This is a genomic window from Streptomyces sp. NPDC019531 (assembly GCF_044903305.1).
In the GTDB taxonomy this organism is placed as follows: Bacteria; Actinomycetota; Actinomycetes; order Streptomycetales; family Streptomycetaceae; genus Streptomyces.
In genome coordinates this window covers 395,823-416,127 of the sequence record NZ_JBJDQL010000002.1, presented here as the reverse complement: position 1 = coordinate 416,127, position 20,305 = coordinate 395,823, and the positions used below count along the sequence as shown (strand labels likewise).

Here is a 20,305-nt window from a genome sequence, read left to right as displayed (position 1 = left end):
CTCAGGCCACCCCCCGCGCATGCTCGACCACGGGCGCGCCGCGCTGTGGCAGGACGACGCCGACCAGGTCGATGCGGACGCCTCCCGGTGGCGCCCCGCCATGGGCGTGGATCCAGCACTCGGCGAGGCTCCGCAGCCGCTCCGCCTTCTCTGGGGTCACCGCGGCCATGGGGTGCTCGAAGGCACCCGCCCGCCGTGTCTTGACCTCGCAGACGACGAGGACCTCCCCGTCCCGCGCCACGATGTCGATCTCACCGGTCCTGCCACAGCGCCAGTTGCGCTCCAGGACCGTCATCCCGGCCGCGGTCAGCCGCCTCGCGGCCAGACTCTCGCCGTACTTGCCGAGTGCACTGCGTGCGTTCATGTCGGCACCACCTCCGGCGCCAACGATCACGCAACCCTGCCCACCGAGTTGATCTTGGTGGACTACTCAGCGGTTGTGGAAAACCCCGTCACTCACACGGGCGAAAACACCGTCACCCGCCCGGAAGCTCCAGATCGCTCTTGTTCAGCTCCTCGATGTTCACGTCCTTGAACGTCAACACCCGGACCTGCTTCACGAAGCGAGCCGGCCGATACATGTCCCACACCCACGCATCCGCCATGGACACCTCGAAGAACACCTCACCCTGGACCGAGTGCACCTGCATCTCGTAGTCGTTGGTCAGGTAGAAGCGCCGCTCGGTCTCGATCACGTATTTGAACAGACCGACGACATCGCGGTACTCCCGGTAGAGCTTGAGCTCCATCTCGGTCTCGTACTTCTCGAGGTCCTCGGCGCTCATGGCATGTTCCCCTTCAGCCGTGCGATCCCACCATTGTGCGCCAGTCCCGTCAGCCCCTAGACGATTTCGGTGTCCAGGGTCACGGGCCCGGCCGGGGGACCTTCGTCGAGCAGCCTGCGCAGCAGCTCGGCGAGTCTGGTCGGATACACCGTCTCATGTGCCCGGGTCAGTTCCTGACACGTCCACCAGCGCGCTCCGGCGACACTGCGCCGCTCCAGCTCGGTGAGGCCCTTGGCCTCGGTGACCGTCTGCGTCGTACGGGCCAGGTAGTACCACTCGTCCTGGTCCCAGCGACGGCCCGCGAACGGGAAGGAACACGTCCGCCGCCACAGCACCGGCCCGAGCTGCACCTCGGTAATGCCGGTCTCCTCGGCGAGTTCCCTCAGCGCGGCCTCTTCACGGGTCTCGTCGCCCTCCAGTCCGCCGCCCGGTGTGAACCACCAGTCGTGGGCCGGATCGTCCGGCTCGTGTCCGTGCAGCAGCAGGATGCGGTCCTCGGGATCGAGCAGGACCACCCGGGCCACCCTGCGGAGCCCGCCTTCCTGGGCGCCCTCGTGCCCGGCCGCCGCCTCAGCGGGCACCGACGGGCTCCGTCCGGACCCGGGAGCTCCTGCTGAAGAGCTTGGCGAACGGCCCGTACGCCCCGCCGCCCAGGACCAGCACCGCGCCGACGACGATCAGGGCGAAGACCAGACGCAGCGGGCCCGGCGAGGAGAGCGCGCCGAGCGCCTCGAAGCCCGTGGGGCGCTTCAGCATGCCGTTCATGGGCCATACGACGGCGTCCACCCTGGCCTGCACGGCGGTGCGCGCCACCGTGCCCTTTGCGGCGTCGGTGAGGTGCGCGGTGGAGTCCAGGGAGCCCTGACGCTCGTCACCCAGCAGGAAGAGCCGGCCCGCGGGCACCGTGACGGTCGGGAAGTTCGTGATCTCGGCGAGACTGCCTTCGGGCAGGTACGGCTCGTCGATCTGCTTGCCGTTCACCGTCAGCTTGCCGCTGGTGCAGCAGGAGACCGTGTCGCCGCCGACCGCGACGACGCGCTTGACCACCTCGGCGTTGGTCACCCAGGACTTGTCGGTGAAAACGACGACGTCGCCCCGGCGTATCTCATCGCCGTCGACACGCTGCGCCAGCACCCGGTCGCCGGCGGCGATCGTGGGTGACATCGAGCTGGTGGGCACGGTGTACGGCCGGTAGAGCACCGCTCCCCAGGCGAATCCGCCGAGGAACATCACGAGGCCCAGCGCGATGCCCACACCGGACAGTCGCTGCCCGATCCGGCCGCCCGCCGGGCCCGTGCTGGTGCCACCGCTGTGCGGGGCCGTACGCGTAGTGCTCTCGCCACCCATGGACCCGCACCCTACCCGGCGGTACCCGACCGGGGCAGCCCCCTCCTCCACGGCCGAGGGCACAAGCTCCGCAAAGCTTTCACCAGGTCGCGCGGCATGCCCCGGAACAGGACGTGATCGCGGTACCCGCTGCGAAAAGGGCCTTTGATGACCGGAACGCGATCAGCGACTCCGCTCCACGGCGATCTTCCTGCGACGCCACAGCGCCACCGGCACCACGCCGACGAGGGCGATCCCCTGCGGCGCGACGGAGAGAGCCGCGGACGCCGACGACTGGTCGTTGATGCCGACCTGGCTGAAGGTGTCCGGCTCCGGCAGCGTGCCCCAGCGGTTGATCGGCCAGGCCTTCACGATGGCGCGCCCGACGACGTCGTCGACCGGGACCATGCCGTGGTGCTTGTCCGACTGGTTGTAGCGGGAGTCCCGCGAGTTCTGCCGGTGGTCGCCCATCACCCAGATGTAGCCCTTGGGGACCTTCACGGTGAACTGTCCACCCTGGTCGTCCTGGCTGCACGGGGTATTGCCGGCGTAGACGAACGACGCCTCGTTGAGCACCTTGCCGTTGACCTTCAGCGGGCCGGTGCCCTCACAGGAGACCGTGTCGCCGCCGACGCCGATGACGCGCTTGATGAGGTCCTTCTCCTCGGCGGAGGGCATCAGGCCGATCCAGGAGAGGAACGTCTGTACGGCGTTCGGGTCCGCCGTCGGCTCGCCCGCCAGCCAGTTGTCCGGGTCGTGGAAGACGACGACCTCGCCGCGCTCGGGCTCGGAGCCGAACCACGGGGTGAGCTTGTCCACCAGGACGCGGTCGCCCTCCTGGAGGGTGTTCTGCATCGAGTCGGACGGGATCGAGAAGGCCTGCACCAGGAACGTCTTGATCAGCAGCGCCAGCACGAGCGCGATGCCGATCAGGATGGGCAGCTCCTTCCAGAAGGAGCGCGGCTTCTTCACCCGGGGTGCCGCGCCGCCCGGCCCCTGTCCGTCCGTCCTCGGCGCCTCGCCCAGCGCCGTGCCGTCCTCGGTCGCCCCGGAGTCACTCCCGGAGGTCACGGCGCTGTCCGCGGCCGGGTCGGCTGCTCCCACGGGGCGTCCGCGGTGCTCCTCGCCGTCGTGCCCGGATCGTGCGCCAACCGCCACATCCCCCACGCCAACTCCTTACTCTGTGCCGCCGCCTGCCCCAAGTACGGCGCAGGCCCACCACTCCCATAACGAGCGGGAGTTCCGCAGGGCTCGGGAGTTGGATCGCTTCGTTCGGATCGTCGGTAGCAACCCTAAGCGACGGCTGGGAAGCTGCGGTCGCCCCGGACACCGAGTCGGCAACGGAAGAGTAAGTTTTCGGCTCGTCCAGCGTGGTCCAGTGTCCGAAGGGCCACGCGATGACCCTGGCCCGCCCCACCACCGAGTCCAGGGAGACGGTGCCTCCGTAGTCGGTGTTCTGGTGGGCGCGGGAGTCCGCGGAGTTGGCGCGGTGGTCACCCATCATCCACAGCCGCCCCTTGGGGACGGTGATGTCGAACTGCTGGATGGAGGGGACGTTTCCGGGATACAGGTAGTCCGTCTCGCTCAGGGGAACCCCGTTGACGGTGACGCGTCCCTCCGTGTCACAGCACTTGACGCGGTCGCCGCCGACTCCGACGACCCGCTTGATGAGGTCCTGCTCGTTGTCGGACGGCAACAGGCCGATGAAGGTGAGTCCCTCCTTGACCTGCTTGACGACGACGGGGTCCTCTTTCTTCGCCGTGGTCTGCTCGTCGTCGAGCCAGCCGCCGGGGTCCTTGAAGACGACGACGTCCCCGCGCTGCGGCTCGGAGCCGAACCACGGGGTGAACTTGTCGACCAGGACGCGGTCGCCGACCCGGATCGTCTGCTCCATCGAGCCGGACGGGATCACGAACGCCTGGACGAGGAAGGTCTTCAGCACGAGGGCTATGAGGACGGCCACACCGACGAGGAGAGGTATCTCCTTGACCGCGCCGCGCCTCCTGCGCCGCTTGACCTTGCGCTGGAGCTTGCGCCGCTCCGCGCGCGAACGGCCGCCGGTGGGACTGGCGGCGCGGCGGACTCCGGTGGGGAGGAGCTGGTCGGCTGCCTCGCTCGGCACGCCGCGTGGTTTGCCGCGGTTACCCATGCGCACCCTCCGCGGCGGGCACACGCGCGTAGGCGGTGGAACGCTGCAGACGGATGGTGTGGCCGGCGGGCCAGATGATCCAGTCGGCCCGTCCGAGGACGTCGTCGACGGGGATCATGCCGCCGCCCGGGGAGCCGAGATGGTCCCGGGAGTCGCTGGAGACGCTGCGGTGGTCACCCAGGACGAACAGCGTGCCCTCGGGCACCTCGACGTCGAAGGGCACCGAGGACGGACTGTCGCCCGGGTACAGGAAGCCCGACTCGTCGACCGACCAGCCGTTCACCTCGATCCTCCCCTTCTTGTCACAGCAGACCACGTGGTCTCCCCCCACACCCACAACGCGTTTGATGTAGTCCCCGTCCCCGAAATACCCGGTTCCGTCGAACACGACCACATCTCCCCGCCGCGGCTCGGCACCGAAACGGTACGCCAACCTATTTACGAGAACCCGGTCCCCGATCCTCAATCCGTTTTCCATGGATCCGCTGGGAATCTGGAATGGTCTGACCACGAAGGTGCTCAGAAGCAGGAGAAACGCCAGGCAGAGCAGGAGAGTCAGGGAGATCCGGCCACCGGGAAGCCACTCGGTGATTCTCGACACCAACGCGAAACGCGACCGTCCCTCCACGGCCCCTGGTTCAGGGCGGGAGGAGCGGTCGCGCTCCGTCGGCTGTGCTTCGGTGTCCATCGGAGCCAGATGCTATCCGGCCCCGTTGTGACGTCCGAGAGGCGCTCAGTTGTCGCGCTTCTCCTTGATCTTCGCGGCCTTGCCGCGCAGCTCACGCAGGTAGTACAGCTTGGCGCGACGCACATCACCACGGGTGACGAGCTCGATCTTCTCGACGATCGGGGTGTGCACCGGGAAGGTGCGCTCGACGCCGACGGAGAACGAGACCTTGCGGACCGTGAAGGTCTCGCGGACACCGGCGCCCTGGCGACGGATGACCACGCCCTTGAACTGCTGCACACGGGAGCGGTTGCCCTCGATGACGCGGACGTGGACGTTGACGGTGTCACCCGGGCGGAAGGCGGGGATGTCGCTGCGCAGCGACGCGGCGTCGACGGAGTCGAGCAGGTGAGACATTTCGTCTGCTTTCTTCGCCCATGCCACAGGTCATCGGCGGTAGTTAGGTGTTCGTGAGGATGCTGTCCGTGTCGGGGCGGGCGTCGTGTCCCCCTGTGGCAGGGGCGCACGCCGGACGACGCACAACAGCGACCTATTGTTCCATGCCTTCTGGCCTGCGCCAAAATCGGCCGTACGGCTCCCCTGCCGGGTCCGGCGCCCAGCCCAGGATGGAGAGCATCTCGCGGTCCTTCTTGTCGAAGGCCCCCGGCTCACAGCGCTCGATGAGGTCGGGCCGGTTGGCCGCCGTACGCCTGAGCGCCTCGTCGCGGCGCCAGCGGGCGATCTTGCCGTGGTGCCCGCTGAGCAGTACGTCCGGGATGCCGCGGCCGCGCCACTCGGGCGGCTTGGTGTAGACGGGTCCCTCCAGGAGATTGGCCATGGCACCGGGCGCGAAGGAGTCGTCCCGGTGCGACTCGGCGTTGCCCAGGACGCCGGGCAGCAGCCGCGCCACCGCCTCTGTGACCACCAGTACGGCCGCTTCGCCGCCGGCGAGGACGTAGTCGCCGATGGACACCTCGTAGACGGGCATCCTGGTGGCGTACTCGTCGATGACCCGGCGGTCGATGCCCTCGTAGCGCGCGGGCGTGAAGATCAGCCAGGGGCGCTCGGAGAGCTCGACGGCGAGTTCCTGGGTGAAGGGGCGACCGCTCGGGGTGGGGACGACGAGGGCGGGCGTGTGGGCGCCCGTCTCGTAGCCGTCCGCGAGCGCGGAGTCCAGCGCGTCGCCCCAAGGGCCGGTCTTCATGACCATGCCCGGGCCACCGCCGTACGGGGTGTCGTCGACGGTGTTGTGGCGGTCGTACGTCCATGCGCGCAGGTCGTGCACATGGACCTGGAGCTGCCCACGCACGCGTGCCTTGCCGACGAGGGAGACGTTCAGGGGTTCGAGGTACTCGGGGAAGATCGTGACGACGTCGAGCCTCATGCGTCGTCGTCCCTGGAAGACGCGATCTCGGCATTGTCGTCGATCAGCCCGGGCGGCGGTGTGATGACCGCCCTCTGCTCCTCCAGATCGATCTCGCTGACGATCTCCTCGACGAACGGGATCATCACCTCGCTGCCGTCGGGCCGCTCCACGATGAAGAGGTCCTGGGAGGGCAGGTGGGAGATCTCCGTGATCCGGCCGACCTCGACGCCGTCCGCGGTGACCACGTCCAGGTCCATCAGCTGGTGGTCGTAGTACTCGTCCTCCTCTTCCGGCAGTTCCTCCGGGTCGACCTCGGCGATGAGGAGGGTGTTGCGCAGCGCCTCCGCGGCGGTGCGGTCCTTCACGCCCTCGAAGCGCAGGAGGAGGCGGCCGCTGTGGACCCGGCCGGTCTCGATGGTGAGGGGACCCGTGGCGGCGGGGTCCGTCAGCAGGACGGCGCCGGGCGCGAGCCTCAGCTCCGGCTCGTCGGTGCGGACCTCCACGGTGACCTCGCCCTTGATGCCGTGGGCACGGCCGATGCGAGCGACTACCAGCTGCACTGTGCTTGATCTCCTGGACGACGAATAGGTACGAGTCGACGACAAGTAGGTACGACTACGGGCCGGGGACGGCCCTGTGGCCCTCCCCGGCCCGAGCCGGTGCTGCGTTGCGTCAGCGGACGTGATCCACGTCGACGAGGTCGACGCGGACACCACGGCCGCCGATGGCGCCCACGACGGTGCGCAGGGCGCGTGCGGTGCGGCCGTTGCGGCCGATCACCTTGCCGAGGTCGTCGGGGTGGACCCGGACCTCCAGCACACGCCCGCGGCGCAGGTTGCGCGAGGCGACCTGCACATCGTCAGGGTTGTCGACGATGCCCTTCACGAGGTGCTCGAGAGCCTCCTCGAGCATGCTCAGGCCTCGGTCGACTCGGACTCGGCGGCAGCCTCGTCCTTCTTCTCAGCCTTCTTCTTCTGGGTGATGGCCTCACCCTTGCCCTCGTCGTCGCCACCGAGGGCCTCGAACGAGGGACGTGCGGCCTTCTCGGCCGGCTGGAGCAGCGGAGCCGGGGCGGGCAGACCCTTGAACTTCTGCCAGTCGCCGGTCAGCTTGAGGATGGCCAGAACGGGCTCGGTCGGCTGTGCGCCGACACCCAGCCAGTACTGCGCACGCTCGGTGTCGACCTCGATGCGCGAGGGGTTCTGCACCGGGTGGTACAGACCGATCTCCTCGATCGCACGGCCGTCACGGCGGGTGCGGGAGTCGGCGACGACGATGCGGTAGTGAGGCGAACGGATCTTGCCCAGACGCTTCAGCTTGATCTTGACTGCCACGGGAGTGGGTTCTCCTGGTTTTGACGTGGTTGGGCACGGCGAGAATGCCGCGTGGGGTTGCGGTACCCGAGTGCCCGATGGACGCGTCAGCCGGAGGCGAGAGGGTTCCTGTGCGGCTGTCGAGTACAGCTAGCCATTCTGCCACACCCTGCGGGTCGCTTCGGACCGGGGACTGCGGCAAGGGCGTCTGGGCACGCCTGAGGGGCACCCGGTGATCCAAGTGCCGTAGAGGTGGGCGCGGTCTCCCGCACCCACCCCTCCACCCGACCGACAGCCACGAGTTGCCGGTAGGACGGTCAGCCAGCCGCCGCGCCCACGACCTTCGGGATACGGAACGGCTTCCCACATCCACCGCAGACGATCGGCGCCTGGGCCAGGACGGAGGGAACGACCCTCACATTGCGGCCGCAGTCGCAGACCGCCTTGACCCGGACCCCGCCCCCGGAGGAGCCGTGACGGGCCGCCGGACCCCGGAAGGAGCGGGCGGTGTCGGCGGAGGTCGCCGCGGTGTGGGCCTTGAGGGCGCGCTGGAGCCGCTCGATGGTCGGGCGGTACCGGCGCTTTGCGTCGGGAGTGAGCGTGACCAGCGAGAAGCCGCTGCTGGGATGCGGCTCCTCGGGGTGGTCCAGGCCCATCTCCTCGGCGATCGCGAGGAATCTGCGGTTGTGGTAGCGGCCGGCGCGGGAGGTGTCGCGGATGCCTCGCGCGGCGGCGATGCCATGGACTGCTTCATGAAGCAGTCGCTCGAAGGAGAGCTCGTGACCGCACGCGGACGACGACTCCCCGATCAGGGACTCTGGCGCGGCAAGGTCAGGCAGCTCGGGGTGGTACCGCTGAATGTCGGCCCACGCCTCTGCCAGCTCTGCGGCGAGAACAGGTGGTGTCTGTGTCGTGCTCACGTAATGACAACGAGCCAGAGTGCCCCTGTGTTCCTATTCCGGGGCATCCCAAATAATTTGCACGTACCCGTCAGTTGCCGCTGATGCGTGGAGACGAGGGCGGGTGCGCTGATCTGCGGAGAAGCCTCACAGCTCATACCAAGCTGGTGCGTAGTGTGAAGTACGCACCGGCACGTAGATCGCGTCCACGCGCCGGTGTCGCTGGGATCGGCAGGTGCGCAAGAGGCGTTTCGGTCGCTCTCCCGCCGGAAGGGCGCTACCTCAGTAAGCGCGCGCGACGACCGCGACGTTACCGGGTGCGTCGTCGGCCTCCGGCACCGACCCGTCCTCGGCGACCAGACACCGTACGGTCACGGCGTGGTCGGCCAGCCTGGCCTCGCCTTCCTCGCCGAGCACCGCCCAGGGAATCCGCGCCCAGCCACCGGCGACGGCCGCCTCGACGGCTTCGTCGTACGTCGACACCTCGGTCGTGCGGGACTCGCGGCGCTCGCGGGACTGGGCCAGCAGCAGCGCCTGGTCCTCTTCGAGGACGGCCGGGAGCAGTCGTACGAGATCCTCGACGGCGATCGCCTCCTTGCCGCCCGGGATTCGCCGCGCCACCATCGCCGTGCCGTTCTCCAGGTCACGGGGCCCGACCTCGACGCGGACCGGCACACCCTTGAGCTCCCAGTCGACCGCGCGGCGGCCGAAGGGGGTGTCGGTGCGGTCGTCGACGTGGACGCGCAGGCCCGCCGCCTTCAGCCGGTCGCCGATGTCGCGGACCTTGGCCAGAACCTGCTCGTCGCCCTTGATGGCCAGAACCACCACCTGGGTCTGCGCCAGCCGCGGCGGTACCCGGAGGCCGTTGTCGTCGCCGTGCATCATCACCAGGGCGCCGATCATGCGGGTGGTCGAGCCCCAGGAGGTCTGCCAGACGAGTTCCTGGGTGCCGTCCTTCGACAGGTACGAGGTGTTGAAGGCCTTGGCGAAGTTCTGGCCCAGCTCATGGCTGGTGGCCATCTGGAGGGCCTTGCCGTCACCCATCATGCCTTCGAGCGTGAGGGTGTTGATCGCGCCGGCGAAGCGCTCCTTGACGGTCTTGCGGCCGGGGACGACGTCCATCGCGAGCACGTTCGTCATGAAGTCCTCGTAGACCTGCCGGTGGATGTGCGAGGCGAACACGCGCGCGTCCTCCTCGGTCGCGTGCGCGGTGTGGCCCTCCTGCCACAGGAACTCCGTCGTCCGCAGGAAGAGCCGGGGCCGCAGCTCCCAACGCACCACGTTCGCCCACTGGTTGATCAGCAGCGGCAGGTCGCGGTAGCTCTGCACCCACTTCGAGAAGTAGTCGTTGATGATCATTTCGGAGGTGGGCCGGACGACCGCGGGCTCCTCCAGCTCCTTGCCGCCGCCATGGGTGACCACCGCGAGCTCGGGCGCGAAACCCTCGACATGGTCGGCCTCGCGGGTGAGGTACGACTGCGGGATCAGCAGCGGGAAGTACGCGTTCTGGGTGCCCGTCTCCTTGATGCGGGCGTCCATCTCGGCCTGCATCCGCTCCCACAGCCCGTACCCGTACGGTCGGATGACCATGGTGCCGCGCACCGGACCGTTGTCGGCCAGTTCGGCCTTGGTGATCAGATCCTGGTACCAGCGCGGAAAGTCGTCCGCCCGGGGTGTGAGAACAGGTGCCTTTGCCATGGCGGGATGCTACGGGCACACGTTGCCGTCATGTGAATTCTTTTCCCCGGCACAGCCAACCCACAAGCAGGGCCCTTCAGCCTCTGGACGAGCGGTCGAGTGCGGAGTTACCTGGCATACGGGGGGAGTGCGAGCGCACGTCACGGGGGCTAAGTAATCGGGCACGGAGACAACTCTCGGCGGATTGGGGCGCTTATCCATGACACCTACGCTCGTGCGGCAGCAACTGTCTCGGACGGCAGAGGCGTCCCGTGCGGACCTCGGTGCACGCGCGCGTGACTGGTCGGAGATCCAGGAGCGGATGCTGGTTCCGCTGTACGAGGCCGTCTACGAGCGACTGGAAGTGGGCTCCGCGACGCGGCTGTTGGGCCTCGGCTGCGGCAGCGGACTCGCCCTGCTCATCGCCGCCTCCAGAGGCGCTTCGGTCGCCGGTGTGGAGTCCTCCTCCCCCGAACGGCTGGCCCTCGCACGGCAGCGGCTCCTGCCGGAGGCGTGGGGCACGCGCACGCGTGCGGACACCCGGCTCGTCGAGGGTTCGCCCCAGGACACCGTCGCCACCGCCGACGCTCCCCGGTACACCGTGGTGACCGCCTTCGAGCCGATCGGGTGTCTCGCGGGCGACTCGGAGGGGCTCGGAGAACTTCTCGCCTCGGCGACACCGCTCGCCGAGCGAGGGGTGCCCGTGGTGCTCGCCGGCTGGGGTCCGCCGGAGCGGTGCGCCACGTCGTCCGTGCTGCGGGTGGCCACCAAGCTGGCGGATCCGCTGCGCAGCACGGGCAGTTGGCGCCCTGCCCTGCGCGACGACCTGGAGGAGGTCGCCCAGCGGGCCGGCCTCAAGCCCGACGGATCGGGGCGGGTGGCCTGTCCGTTCGGGTACGCCGACCTCGACAGCGCCCTCAGGGGGCTGTTGTCGACGGGGCTGTTCGACGCGGCGATCGCGGCGACCGACCAGGCGCAGGTGGACAAGGAGGTGACGGAGGCGCTGCATCCGCATCAGCGCCGGGACGGCACGGTGTGGATGCCGAACGTCTTCCGGTACCTGATCGCGAGGGTCCCCTGAGTCTCCTCAGATCTCCTTGCTCAGCCGCGTGAACTGGGCGATCCGGTACACGTCCGTCTCCTCCAGCGTCTCGCTCTCCAGCAACGCCCGTGCGGGCGCGTCCAGTTGCCCCCGGTGCTCGGTGAGCTTGCGGCACGCCTCCTCGTCCCTCGGCCTCGTCGATGCCGGCCACATTCGCGAGGGTGGTGCGCTTGGTGCCCGCTTCCAGCGAACTGGTCGTCCGCACATTGCGACGGGAGAGCCGCGCCAGCGTGTGTGCTTACGGCGCCGGAGGCAACCTCCGGCGCCGTAAGGACCGTACGTCTCAGCCCATGAACTTCTTGAACTCGTCCGGCAGCTCGAAGTCCTGCGGGGCCTGCTGGCCGGGCACCCCGAAGGCGTTGCCACCCTGGGCGGCCCTGCGCGCGGCCTCTTCCTGCTCCTGCTGCTTGCGCTTCATCGGGTTGCCGGAGCGCTGCTTGCCCTTGGCCTGCTTCGGCTGCTTCTTGGCGCGGCCGGGGCCGCCGCCCATGCCCGGCATCCCCGGCATGCCCGGCATCCCGCCGCCCTGAGCCATGCGGGACATCATCTTGCGGGCCTCGAAGAACCGCTCGACCAGGTTCTTGACCGCGCTGACCTCGACACCCGACCCCTTGGCGATACGGGCGCGGCGCGAGCCGTTGATGATCGTGGCGTCGGCGCGCTCGGCCGGCGTCATCGACTTGATGATGGCGGCCGTACGGTCGACGTCCCGCTCGTCCAGGTTGTTGATCTGGTCCTTGATCTGGCCCATGCCGGGAAGCATGCCGAGCAGCTTGGAGATGCTGCCCATCTTCCTGACCTGCTCCATCTGGGCCAGGAAGTCGTCCAGGGTGAAGTCCTGGCCCTTCTTGGACGCCAGCTTGGAGGCCATCTTCTCGGCCTCTTCCTGACTGAACGTCTTCTCCGCCTGCTCGATCAGGGTGAGCAGGTCACCCATGTCGAGGATGCGGGAGGCCATCCGGTCAGGGTGGAAGGCGTCGAAGTCGTCGAGCTTCTCGCCGTTCGACGCGAACATGATCGGCTTGCCGGTGATCTGCCGGATCGACAGGGCCGCGCCACCACGGGCGTCACCGTCGAGCTTGGAGAGCACCACGCCGTCGAAGCCGACGCCGTCGCGGAAGGACTCGGCGGTGTTGACCGCGTCCTGGCCGATCATCGCGTCGACGACGAAGAGGATCTCGTCCGGCGAGACGGCGTCGCGGATGTCCGCGGCCTGCTGCATCAGCTCCTGGTCGATACCGAGACGGCCGGCGGTGTCCACGATCACGATGTCGTGGACCTTCGCCTTGGCGTGCTCGATGGAGTCCTTGGCGACCTTGACCGGGTCGCCCACGCCGTTGCCCGGCTCCGGGGCGTAGACCGCGACTCCGGCGCGCTCGGCGACGACGCTGAGCTGGTTCACGGCGTTGGGCCGCTGGAGGTCGGCGGCGACCAGGAGCGGCGAGTGGCCCTGCCCCTTGAGCCAGTGACCGAGCTTGCCCGCGAGGGTGGTCTTACCGGCACCCTGGAGACCCGCCAGCATGATCACGGTGGGCGGGTTCTTGGCGAACCGCAGACGCCGGGTCTCGCCGCCGAGGATCGTGACGAGCTCCTCGTTCACGATCTTCAGGACCTGCTGGGCGGGGTTCAGCGCCCGGGAGACCTCGGCACCGAGGGCGCGCTCCTTGACGTTCTTGATGAACGTCCGGACGACAGGCAGAGCCACGTCCGCTTCCAGGAGCGCGATCCGGATCTCGCGCGCGGTGGCGTCGATGTCCGCCTCGGAGAGCCGTCCCTTGCCGCGCAGGTTCTTGAAAGTCGCTGAGAGGCGATCGGAAAGAGTATCGAACACGGCGCTCGCGGTCCTCGGGGTCGGTGGCAGCTGGGAATCGCCCTCCAGGGTATCCCGGCGACACAGGTGGCCGGGATCCCCCGGTCAGCCCCGCAAGGTCTCCTCCAACTTCCGCGCCACGGAAGCCGCCTCCCCGCCCGACAGCGGCGCACCCTTGCCGTCGGTCACATAGAAGGCGTCCACGGCGTTGGCGCCCAGTGTCGACACATGGGCGCTGCGCATCCGTACGTCGGCGTCCTCCAGGGCGCGCCCGATCCTGAACAGCAGTCCCGGGGCGTCCTGGGCGCGGACCTCGATCACGGTGGCGTGTCGGGAGGCCGCCGAGGCGACCGTCACGCGCGCGGGGGGCGCGATGACGCCCCTGCGCCTCGGATACGCGGCGTCCCGCTCGGCCAGCCGTCCGGCGACGTCCAACGACCCGTCCAGGGCCCGTACGAGATCGGCGCGCAGCCGGGCCGCCTGGGGCAGCGAGCCGTACTGGGCGGCGACCCGCCAGTTCAGCAGGAGCACGGAACCCTCGACTCCGTCGGGCAGGTCCTGGGCGCTGAGCTCCGCGGTCCGCACGGTCAGCCGGTGCACGGCCAGCACTCCGGCGACCGCGGGCAGCACACCCGGCTGGTCCGGCACGGCGATCACGAGCTCCACGCCGAGTGGTTCCGGGTCACCCGAGCGCTGGTCGTCCACGGGCGGCTCGGTCTGCGCACGCAGGGACAGCACCGGGCCGCCGGTCGCGACCGCCTCGATGGCGAGCCGCTCCTGCTCGGCGGTGGGCGCGGCCTCTTCGGGCTCGTCGAGCTCGTCCCCGGCGAGCACGGCCCCCACGCGCTTCACCAGGTCGGCGACGAGCGAGCCCCGCCAGGACGACCAGGCGGCCGGTCCGGTGGCCAGCGCGTCCGCCTCGGTCAACGCGTGCAGCAGCTCCAGGGTGCCCTGCGACCCGACGGCCTCGGCGACCGAACGCACGGTGGCGGGGTCCTCAAGGTCACGCCGGGTGGCGGTGTCCACGAGCAGCAGGTGGTGCCGTACGAGAGCCGCGAGTACGGCGACGTCGTCACGGTCGAATCCGATCCTCGCGGCGACATCGCGCGCGATGATCTCGCCGGCCACCGAGTGGTCACCTGGCCAGCCCTTGCCGATGTCGTGCAGCAGCGCGGCGACGAGCAGCAGGTCGGGACGGTGGACGCGCCTGGTGAACTCCGAGGCGCGTACGGCCGTCTCGATGAGGTGCCGGTCGACGGTCCAGATGTGCACGGCGTTGCGCTGGGGACGGCAGCGGACCCGCTCCCAGTCGGGCAGCAGCTGGGTGATCATGCCCTCCGCCTCCAGTGCCTCCCAGACGTCGATCGTCGGGCTGCCTGAGCCGAGCAGCGTGACCAGCTGTTCACGCGCCTCGGCGGGCCAGGGCGTCGGCATGGGGCGCACATGGGCCGCCATGCGCCGTACGGCGTGCAGGGACAGCGGGAGTCCGGCCTGCGCGGCGGCGGCCGCGGCACGCAGCGGCAGCACCGGGTCACGGTCGGGGCGTGCGGCGCGGGCGAGCACCACCTCGCCGTCCTGCTCGACGACGCCCTCCGCCAGAGGCGACCTCTCGGGCACCGGCTTGCCGCCCCCGAGCATGGCCCGCAGCCTCGGCCGCACGGCACGCGACCTGAGCACGCGCCCGACCTCACGCCAGGTGACGTCACTGGCGTACGAGATGACCCGCGCGGCCTCGTAGACCTGCCGCAGGAGGGTGTCGGCGTCCAGGAGGCCGAGTTCGGCGGCGACCTGGTCCTGTTCCTGGAGCGCGAGCCTGTCGGTCGCGCGCCCGGTGGTCAGATGCAGGGCGTCCCGGACGTCGAGCAGTCGGCGCCGGGCGTCGTCGAGGCCCTCGCGCGGAGCGTCGGCCAGCCAGGAGGCGGCGACGGCGCGCAGGGCGGTGGCGTCCCGGAGGCCACCGCGGGCCTCCTTGAGGTCGGGTTCCAGGAGGTACTGCAGCTCGCCCTGGCGCTCGGCGCGCTCGGCGCACAGCTCCTGGAGTTCGGGGAGGCGCTTGGGCGCCTGGTTGCGCCAGTCGGCGAGGACCGCGGTGCGCAGGCCTGCCGTCAGTCCCAGGTCACCGGCGATGTGACGGGCGTCCAGGAGACCGAGTTGGACTTTCAGATCCTCCCCGGCCGTCTTACGGGCCTCCGCAGGCGTGCGCACGGAGTGGTCGAGGGCGAGACCCAGATCCCACACCGGATACCAGATCCGGTCGGCCAGGGCGGCGACCGCGTCCGAGTCGCTGCCGTCGTGCAGCAGGACCAGGTCCAGGTCGCTGCGTGGGGAGAGCTCTCCGCGGCCGTAGCCGCCGACAGCGATCAGGGAGACCCCGCGCAGCTGCTCGGTGCCGGCGGTGAACAGCCCCGAGAGCCAGTCGTCGGTCAGGTCGGCAAGAGCGGAACGGCGCGGCGGCCCGGACCGCGCCTCCTCCTGGAGGAGGCGCAGCCGGGCCGCCGCGTAGCCGCTGGGTCCCGAGTCCTCTACGTCCTTGTGCACGTCCGTGCTCGTCACCCAGCAGCTCCTGTTCTGTTCTTCGGTCAGAGCGCGTCCGGGCCGCGCTCGCCCGTCCGGACCCGTACGGCGGTCTCGACCGGGATGGACCAGACCTTGCCGTCACCGATCTTGCCGGTTCGGGCGGCCTTGACGATGACGTCGATCAGACCCTCGGCGTCGTCGTCCTCGGCGAGGACCTCGATGCGGATCTTCGGGACCAGGTCGACGGTGTACTCGGCACCGCGGTAGACCTCGGTGTGGCCCCGCTGACGACCGTAGCCGCTCGCCTCGGTGACCGTCAGGCCGTGGACACCGAATGCCTGGAGGGCTTCCTTGATCTCGTCGAGCCGGTGCGGCTTGACGACGGCGGTGATGAGCTTCATGCGTCCACCTTCTTACCGGCGTCGGCGGTCGGGGCCGTGACGGAGGTCCGGGCGGCACCGCCACCCGCACCGCTGAAGTCGTATGCGGTCTCGGCGTGCTCGGCCTGGTCGATGCCCGAGATCTCCTCGTCCTCGTCGACCCTCATGCCGATCGTCTTGTCGAGCAGGAAGGCGAGGATCGCGGAGGCGATCAGGGAGTAGGCGAGGACCGCGAAGACACCGGCGCACTGCTTCCAGAGCTGGTCCGCGTTGCCACCGTAGAAGAGGCCCTTGACCTCGGACTGGCCCTTGCCGCTGGCGAAGAAGCCGATCAGCAGGGAGCCGACGACACCGCCGACCATGTGGACGCCGACGACGTCCAGGGAGTCGTCGTAGCCGAACTTGTACTTCAGGCCGACCGCCATGGCGCACAGCACACCGGCGATGGCACCGACGCCGATCGCGCCGATCGGGGTGACCGCACCACCCGAGGGGGTGATGGCGACCAGACCGGCGACCGCGCCGGAGGCGGCGCCCAGCGTGGTGAACGCGCCGTGGCGGATCTTCTCGTAGGCGAGCCAGGCCAGCATGGCGGCGGCGGTGGCGATCTGCGTGTTGACGAACATCAGCGAGCCGACGCCGTCGTCGTTGCCGAGCCACGAGCCGGCGTTGAAGCCGAACCAGCCGAACCACAGCAGACCGGCGCCGAGCATGACCAGCGGGAGGCTGTGCGGGCGCATCGGGTCCTTCTTGAAGCCGACGCGCTTGCCGATGACCAGGATGACACCGAGCGCCGCGGCACCCGCGTTGATGTGGACCGCCGTACCACCGGCGAAGTCGATCACACCGAGCTCGAAGGCCCAGCCACCGGTGCCCCAGACCCAGTGGGCGACCGGGAAGTAGACAACCGTCGCCCAGAGCGCGACGAAGAGCGCCCAGGCGGAGAACTTCACGCGGTCGGCGATCGCGCCGCTTATCAGGGCGGGCGTGATGATGGCGAACATCATCTGGAAGACGGCGAAGGCGAGGACCGGGATCGTGTACCCGGACCAGATGTCTCCCTTGTCGATGCCGGTCCATCCGAAGAAGTCGGATTCCCAGCCGATGAGCGATCCGTGGTCCGTACCGAACGCCATGGAGAAGCCGTACACCACCCACAGGATGGTGACGATACCCATGCTGATGAAGCTCATCATCAGCATGTTCAGGGTGCTCTTGACGCGGACCATGCCTCCGTAGAAGAAGGCGAGACCGGGGGTCATGATCAGCACCAGAGCGGAACAGATCAACATGAAGCCTGTGTTGGCCACAGACAGCTTGTCTGCGGCGAGCGTGATGGCTGGTGCCATCGGCGTCTCCTCGTCGTAGGTACGGCCCCGTGCGGGCGAAGCCAGAGCGGATTCAGGGGTGGGCCGGTTATGCGCCATGAGATTGGCGCAGCGCGGTTTCGGTGGGAGCCCCTCGTTGTTTCGCCGCCGTGACGAAGATGCCGCGTGTGTTACGCGTCGATGAACTGGCAGATATGGGCCGAGTCGATCGTTATCGTGGCGCAACCTTCGATGAAGGGGTGGGACCGGCCGCGGTCGGCCTTCCGATGACCTGGCATGGGGGAGCCGAGTCGGGCAGTTCGGGAGGGCCGGCCGCGGCCGGGGCTCAAGGGATTCAGACGGCTTCCGCGGTCTCCGGGAGTTCCACGGCGAGCTTGTCGGTGAGATCGACGACCTCGGCGAGATCACCGAAATCGCGTACGGCCGTGTCGACCGTCTTTCGGATACGAGTGTTCACGCGCTCGGAGCGCACCTTCTTGGCGATGTGCATGGCTTGTTCCGCCAGTACGGTGCTCTGCTCGGGCTCGCGCCGCAGCAGGTGCACGGTGGCCATGCCGATGAGATTGAGGGTGTACGACCGCTGGTGCTCGCCGTCCTTGGAGAAGAGCTCCACGGCCCGCTGCATGAGGGGCTCGGCGAGCGAGGCGTAGGTCGGGCTGCGACCGGCGACGTAGGCCAGGTCGCGGTAGGAGTGGGAGTTCTCGCCGTACAGCTCGGCCTCGGAGAAGAAGCGGATCCAGTCGGGGTCCGGGTCGTCCCAGTCGTCGGCGTCGGCGAAGGTGTCCTCGGCCATCCGGACCGCCCGCTTGCACTTGCCTGGCTGCCCCATGTTGGCGTAGGCGCGCGCCTCCATCGCATACAGCATCGACTGGGTGCGCGGGCTCGCGCAGTCCCGGCTGCCGTACTGCGCGAGGTGGATCAGCTCCAGGGCGTCCTCGGGCCGCCCGAGGTGGATCATCTGGCGGCTCATGCTGGACAGCACATAGGAGCCGAGCGGCTTGTCGCCGGCCTCCTTGGCCGCGTGCAGGGCGAGGACGAAGTACTTCTGCGCGGTGGGCTGGAGTCCCACGTCGTACGACATCCAGCCCGCGAGCTCGGCCAGCTCGGCGGCGACCTTGAACAGCTTGCGGGTGGTGGTCTCGGGCTGGGGCTCCTGGAGGAGGTCCGTCACCTCATGCAGCTGACCGACGACCGCCTTGCGGCGCAGGCCACCGCCGCACTGGGCGTCCCACTGGCGGAACATCGCGGTCGTCGACTCCAGGAGGTCGAGCTCCGGCTTGGAGAGCCGGCCCGCGCGGCGGGCGGCGGCCGGGTCGGGCTCCCGGTGCGGGGTGCCGGCGGGGCCGGGGACGAGCCAGCGCTGCATGGGCTCGATGAGGGACGGGCCCGCGGACAGGGCCAGCGAGGTCCCGAGGAAGCCGCGCCGCGCCAGCATGAGGTCGCTGCGCGAGAACTCGCTGAGCAGGGCCACGGTCTGCGGGCCCGTCCAGGGCAGGTCGACCCCGGTCGCGGACGGTGACTGGCGGGCGGTGCGCAGTCCGAGGTCCTCGACGGAGACGACACATCCGAACCGCTCGGAGAACAGTTCGGACAGGATCCTGGGGATGGGTTCACGGGGGTTCTCGCCGTCCAGCCAGCGGCGCACCCGGGAGGTGTCGGTGGAGATGTGGTTGGCCCCCAACTGGCGGGCCCTGCGGTTGACCTGGCGGGCGAGCTCACCCTTCGACCAGCCGCTGCGCACGAACCAGGAGGTGAGCAGTTCGTTCGGGCGCTTGTCGGCCGGAGAACAGCCCTGCGCAGCGCTCCCGGCGCCCGTCTCGCTCCCGCTGATGCCGCCCACTGGAACGCCCCCATCCCTGAGACCACTTGTCGCCGAGTACGCCAAGCCTTATCAGAATGCCGGTAAATACGGCCGTTCGTCCGGCGGTTGTCAGCCTTCGAACGGGGAACCGACTTGCCTCCGGCATACCCACAAGTGCATGTGCCCCCAGGACTCGTGCACTCAAAGTAATCCTACGATCACTGGTCCTGCCATGGCGATCCCGGAAACGCCACCTTTCGCCACCCCTTCGAATGAACTCACGGTCGCCTTCACACGATTCACTTGACATAGACCGAGCGGGGTGGGCGGAGCGGTGCACTCAGGGGCGCACATGACCCAGCGCACCACCCGTGGCGCTTCCGAGCGCCGCCATCGCCCGGAAGTGGAAACGGAGAGTGACTGGCCGCGTCCGTCTCGTAACCACCGGCGCGCTGGACCCGTTGGAGGGGGCATGGGCTTCACGATCGGCGGCATTCGGGAGATTCGTTCCGGCACGCGCAGGCGCAGCCGCTCCTCGGAGTGCACCGCCGTGGCCGAGTTCACCGGGCTCTGGGGCTGGGACGTCGTCCCGGGCGCACGGGCTTCGGCCGGCGCCTGCTCCTGCGGCCATGCGGACTGCCGTCACCCCGGCGCCCACCCCCTCGACTTCGCGCCCCCGGTCCCGGCCGGGGCCACGCTCGACGAAGTGACCAAGGCCTGGGCGGAGTCCCCCGGCGCCTCGGTGATGCTGCCGGTGGGCCGCGCCTTCGACGTCGTCGAGGTGGCCGAGTCGGCCGGGCGCCGTGCGCTGGTCCGTCTGGAGCGCATGGGCCTGCCCCTCGGTCCCGTGACGGCGACCCCCGAGGGCCGCGCCCAGTTCTTCGTCGCCCCCGGCGCCGCGGCCGACCTGACCGAACTCCTCTACCGCATGGGCTGGGACGACGCGGCCTCCCTCGACCTGCGTGGCCTGGGCCCCGGCACCTGCATCACGGCTCCTCCGTCGGACCGGGGCGGCCTGGGGCCGGTGCAGTGGCTGCGGTTACCTTCCCTGGACACGGCCACCAAGCCGCCGGCGGCCCGCCTGCTGCTGGGGACGCTGGCGTATGTGGCACATCGGTCACGGGCATAGACGTACGCAGCGAAGTGCCCCGCCACATCTGCACCATGCGGCGGGGCACTTCTTTT

At 69.4% G+C, this 20,305-nt stretch carries 22 protein-coding genes; 2 read left to right on the top strand and 20 right to left on the bottom strand.

Annotated features, from left to right (window positions below; translation table 11 throughout):
• Position 1 precedes the first annotated feature (1 nt).
• The 14 genes from ACI2L1_RS04035 to proS all read right to left on the bottom strand — a co-directional run bounded on the left by ACI2L1_RS04035 (position 2) and on the right by proS (position 10,203).
• The gene (locus tag ACI2L1_RS04035; protein ID WP_404737722.1) at positions 2-364 is read right to left on the bottom strand and encodes a YraN family protein; all 363 of its coding nucleotides are present in this window, start codon (positions 362-364) and stop codon (positions 2-4) included.
• 112 nt (positions 365-476) lie between these two features.
• Positions 477-785, bottom strand: a complete 309-nt coding sequence (locus ACI2L1_RS04030; RefSeq protein WP_003965949.1) for a DUF2469 domain-containing protein — start codon at positions 783-785, stop codon at positions 477-479.
• A 56-nt stretch (positions 786-841) separates the two neighbouring features.
• Positions 842-1,366 (bottom strand): NUDIX hydrolase, encoded by a 525-nt coding sequence (locus tag ACI2L1_RS04025; protein WP_404737721.1) that lies wholly within the window; start codon positions 1,364-1,366, stop codon positions 842-844.
• The gene (gene lepB / locus ACI2L1_RS04020; RefSeq protein ID WP_404737720.1) at positions 1,356-2,132 is read right to left on the bottom strand and encodes a signal peptidase I; all 777 of its coding nucleotides are present in this window, start codon (positions 2,130-2,132) and stop codon (positions 1,356-1,358) included. Before lepB (ACI2L1_RS04020) ends, ACI2L1_RS04025 begins: the two co-directional genes overlap by 11 nt.
• Before the next feature lie 162 nt (positions 2,133-2,294).
• Complete coding sequence (gene lepB, locus ACI2L1_RS04015) at positions 2,295-3,278, bottom strand: signal peptidase I (RefSeq protein ID WP_404737719.1); 984 nt, start codon at positions 3,276-3,278, stop codon at positions 2,295-2,297.
• Positions 3,166-4,260: a signal peptidase I gene (gene lepB / locus ACI2L1_RS04010; RefSeq protein WP_404737718.1), complete on the bottom strand. Its 1,095-nt coding sequence runs from the start codon at positions 4,258-4,260 to the stop codon at positions 3,166-3,168. The genes lepB (ACI2L1_RS04015) and lepB (ACI2L1_RS04010) overlap by 113 nt, the downstream gene beginning before the upstream one ends.
• Positions 4,253-4,948, bottom strand: a complete 696-nt coding sequence (gene lepB, locus ACI2L1_RS04005; protein WP_404737717.1) for a signal peptidase I — start codon at positions 4,946-4,948, stop codon at positions 4,253-4,255. The genes lepB (ACI2L1_RS04010) and lepB (ACI2L1_RS04005) overlap by 8 nt, the downstream gene beginning before the upstream one ends.
• Before the next feature lie 45 nt (positions 4,949-4,993).
• Positions 4,994-5,344 (bottom strand): 50S ribosomal protein L19, encoded by a 351-nt coding sequence (rplS, locus tag ACI2L1_RS04000; protein ID WP_020138756.1) that lies wholly within the window; start codon positions 5,342-5,344, stop codon positions 4,994-4,996.
• 133 nt (positions 5,345-5,477) lie between these two features.
• Positions 5,478-6,311, bottom strand: coding sequence for a tRNA (guanosine(37)-N1)-methyltransferase TrmD (trmD, locus tag ACI2L1_RS03995; protein WP_404737716.1), 834 nt, complete (start codon positions 6,309-6,311; stop codon positions 5,478-5,480).
• Positions 6,308-6,853, bottom strand: a complete 546-nt coding sequence (gene rimM / locus ACI2L1_RS03990; protein ID WP_404737715.1) for a ribosome maturation factor RimM — start codon at positions 6,851-6,853, stop codon at positions 6,308-6,310. Before rimM ends, trmD begins: the two co-directional genes overlap by 4 nt.
• A 112-nt stretch (positions 6,854-6,965) precedes the next feature.
• Positions 6,966-7,205 (bottom strand): RNA-binding protein, encoded by a 240-nt coding sequence (locus ACI2L1_RS03985; protein WP_003973401.1) that lies wholly within the window; start codon positions 7,203-7,205, stop codon positions 6,966-6,968.
• 2 nt (positions 7,206-7,207) lie between these two features.
• Positions 7,208-7,627 (bottom strand): 30S ribosomal protein S16, encoded by a 420-nt coding sequence (gene rpsP / locus ACI2L1_RS03980; RefSeq protein ID WP_123763336.1) that lies wholly within the window; start codon positions 7,625-7,627, stop codon positions 7,208-7,210.
• Between the two features lie 296 nt (positions 7,628-7,923).
• On the bottom strand, positions 7,924-8,526 hold the full coding sequence (locus ACI2L1_RS03975; protein WP_404737714.1) for a hypothetical protein: 603 nt from the start codon (positions 8,524-8,526) through the stop codon (positions 7,924-7,926).
• Between the two features lie 261 nt (positions 8,527-8,787).
• Positions 8,788-10,203 (bottom strand): proline--tRNA ligase, encoded by a 1,416-nt coding sequence (gene proS, locus ACI2L1_RS03970; protein ID WP_404737713.1) that lies wholly within the window; start codon positions 10,201-10,203, stop codon positions 8,788-8,790.
• Positions 10,204-10,402: 199 nt separating this feature from the next.
• Between proS and ACI2L1_RS03965 the strand changes: the two genes are divergently transcribed.
• Positions 10,403-11,263: an SAM-dependent methyltransferase gene (locus ACI2L1_RS03965; protein ID WP_404737712.1), complete on the top strand. Its 861-nt coding sequence runs from the start codon at positions 10,403-10,405 to the stop codon at positions 11,261-11,263.
• 6 nt (positions 11,264-11,269) lie between these two features.
• On the opposite strand, the gene ACI2L1_RS03960 is transcribed toward ACI2L1_RS03965, so the two are convergent.
• The 6 genes from ACI2L1_RS03960 to ACI2L1_RS03935 all read right to left on the bottom strand — a co-directional run bounded on the left by ACI2L1_RS03960 (position 11,270) and on the right by ACI2L1_RS03935 (position 19,159).
• Positions 11,270-11,437 (bottom strand): hypothetical protein, encoded by a 168-nt coding sequence (locus ACI2L1_RS03960; protein ID WP_404737764.1) that lies wholly within the window; start codon positions 11,435-11,437, stop codon positions 11,270-11,272.
• A 130-nt stretch (positions 11,438-11,567) separates the two neighbouring features.
• On the bottom strand, positions 11,568-13,115 hold the full coding sequence (ffh, locus tag ACI2L1_RS03955; RefSeq protein WP_404737711.1) for a signal recognition particle protein: 1,548 nt from the start codon (positions 13,113-13,115) through the stop codon (positions 11,568-11,570).
• An 84-nt stretch (positions 13,116-13,199) separates the two neighbouring features.
• The gene (locus ACI2L1_RS03950; RefSeq protein WP_404737710.1) at positions 13,200-15,647 is read right to left on the bottom strand and encodes a [protein-PII] uridylyltransferase; all 2,448 of its coding nucleotides are present in this window, start codon (positions 15,645-15,647) and stop codon (positions 13,200-13,202) included.
• Positions 15,648-15,673: 26 nt separating this feature from the next.
• Complete coding sequence (locus ACI2L1_RS03945; RefSeq protein ID WP_164411711.1) at positions 15,674-16,012, bottom strand: P-II family nitrogen regulator; 339 nt, start codon at positions 16,010-16,012, stop codon at positions 15,674-15,676.
• On the bottom strand, positions 16,009-17,340 hold the full coding sequence (locus ACI2L1_RS03940) for an ammonium transporter (protein WP_404737709.1): 1,332 nt from the start codon (positions 17,338-17,340) through the stop codon (positions 16,009-16,011). The genes ACI2L1_RS03945 and ACI2L1_RS03940 overlap by 4 nt, the downstream gene beginning before the upstream one ends.
• Positions 17,341-17,653: 313 nt before the next feature.
• Positions 17,654-19,159 carry a hypothetical protein gene (locus ACI2L1_RS03935; RefSeq protein WP_404737708.1) on the bottom strand — a complete coding sequence of 502 codons (1,506 nt, stop codon included), beginning with the start codon at positions 19,157-19,159 and terminating at the stop codon, positions 17,654-17,656.
• 433 nt (positions 19,160-19,592) lie between these two features.
• Here ACI2L1_RS03935 and ACI2L1_RS03930 point away from each other — a divergent pair, with 433 nt between their 5' ends.
• Positions 19,593-20,249 (top strand): bifunctional DNA primase/polymerase, encoded by a 657-nt coding sequence (locus ACI2L1_RS03930; RefSeq protein WP_404737707.1) that lies wholly within the window; start codon positions 19,593-19,595, stop codon positions 20,247-20,249.
• Positions 20,250-20,305: the final 56 nt, after the last annotated feature.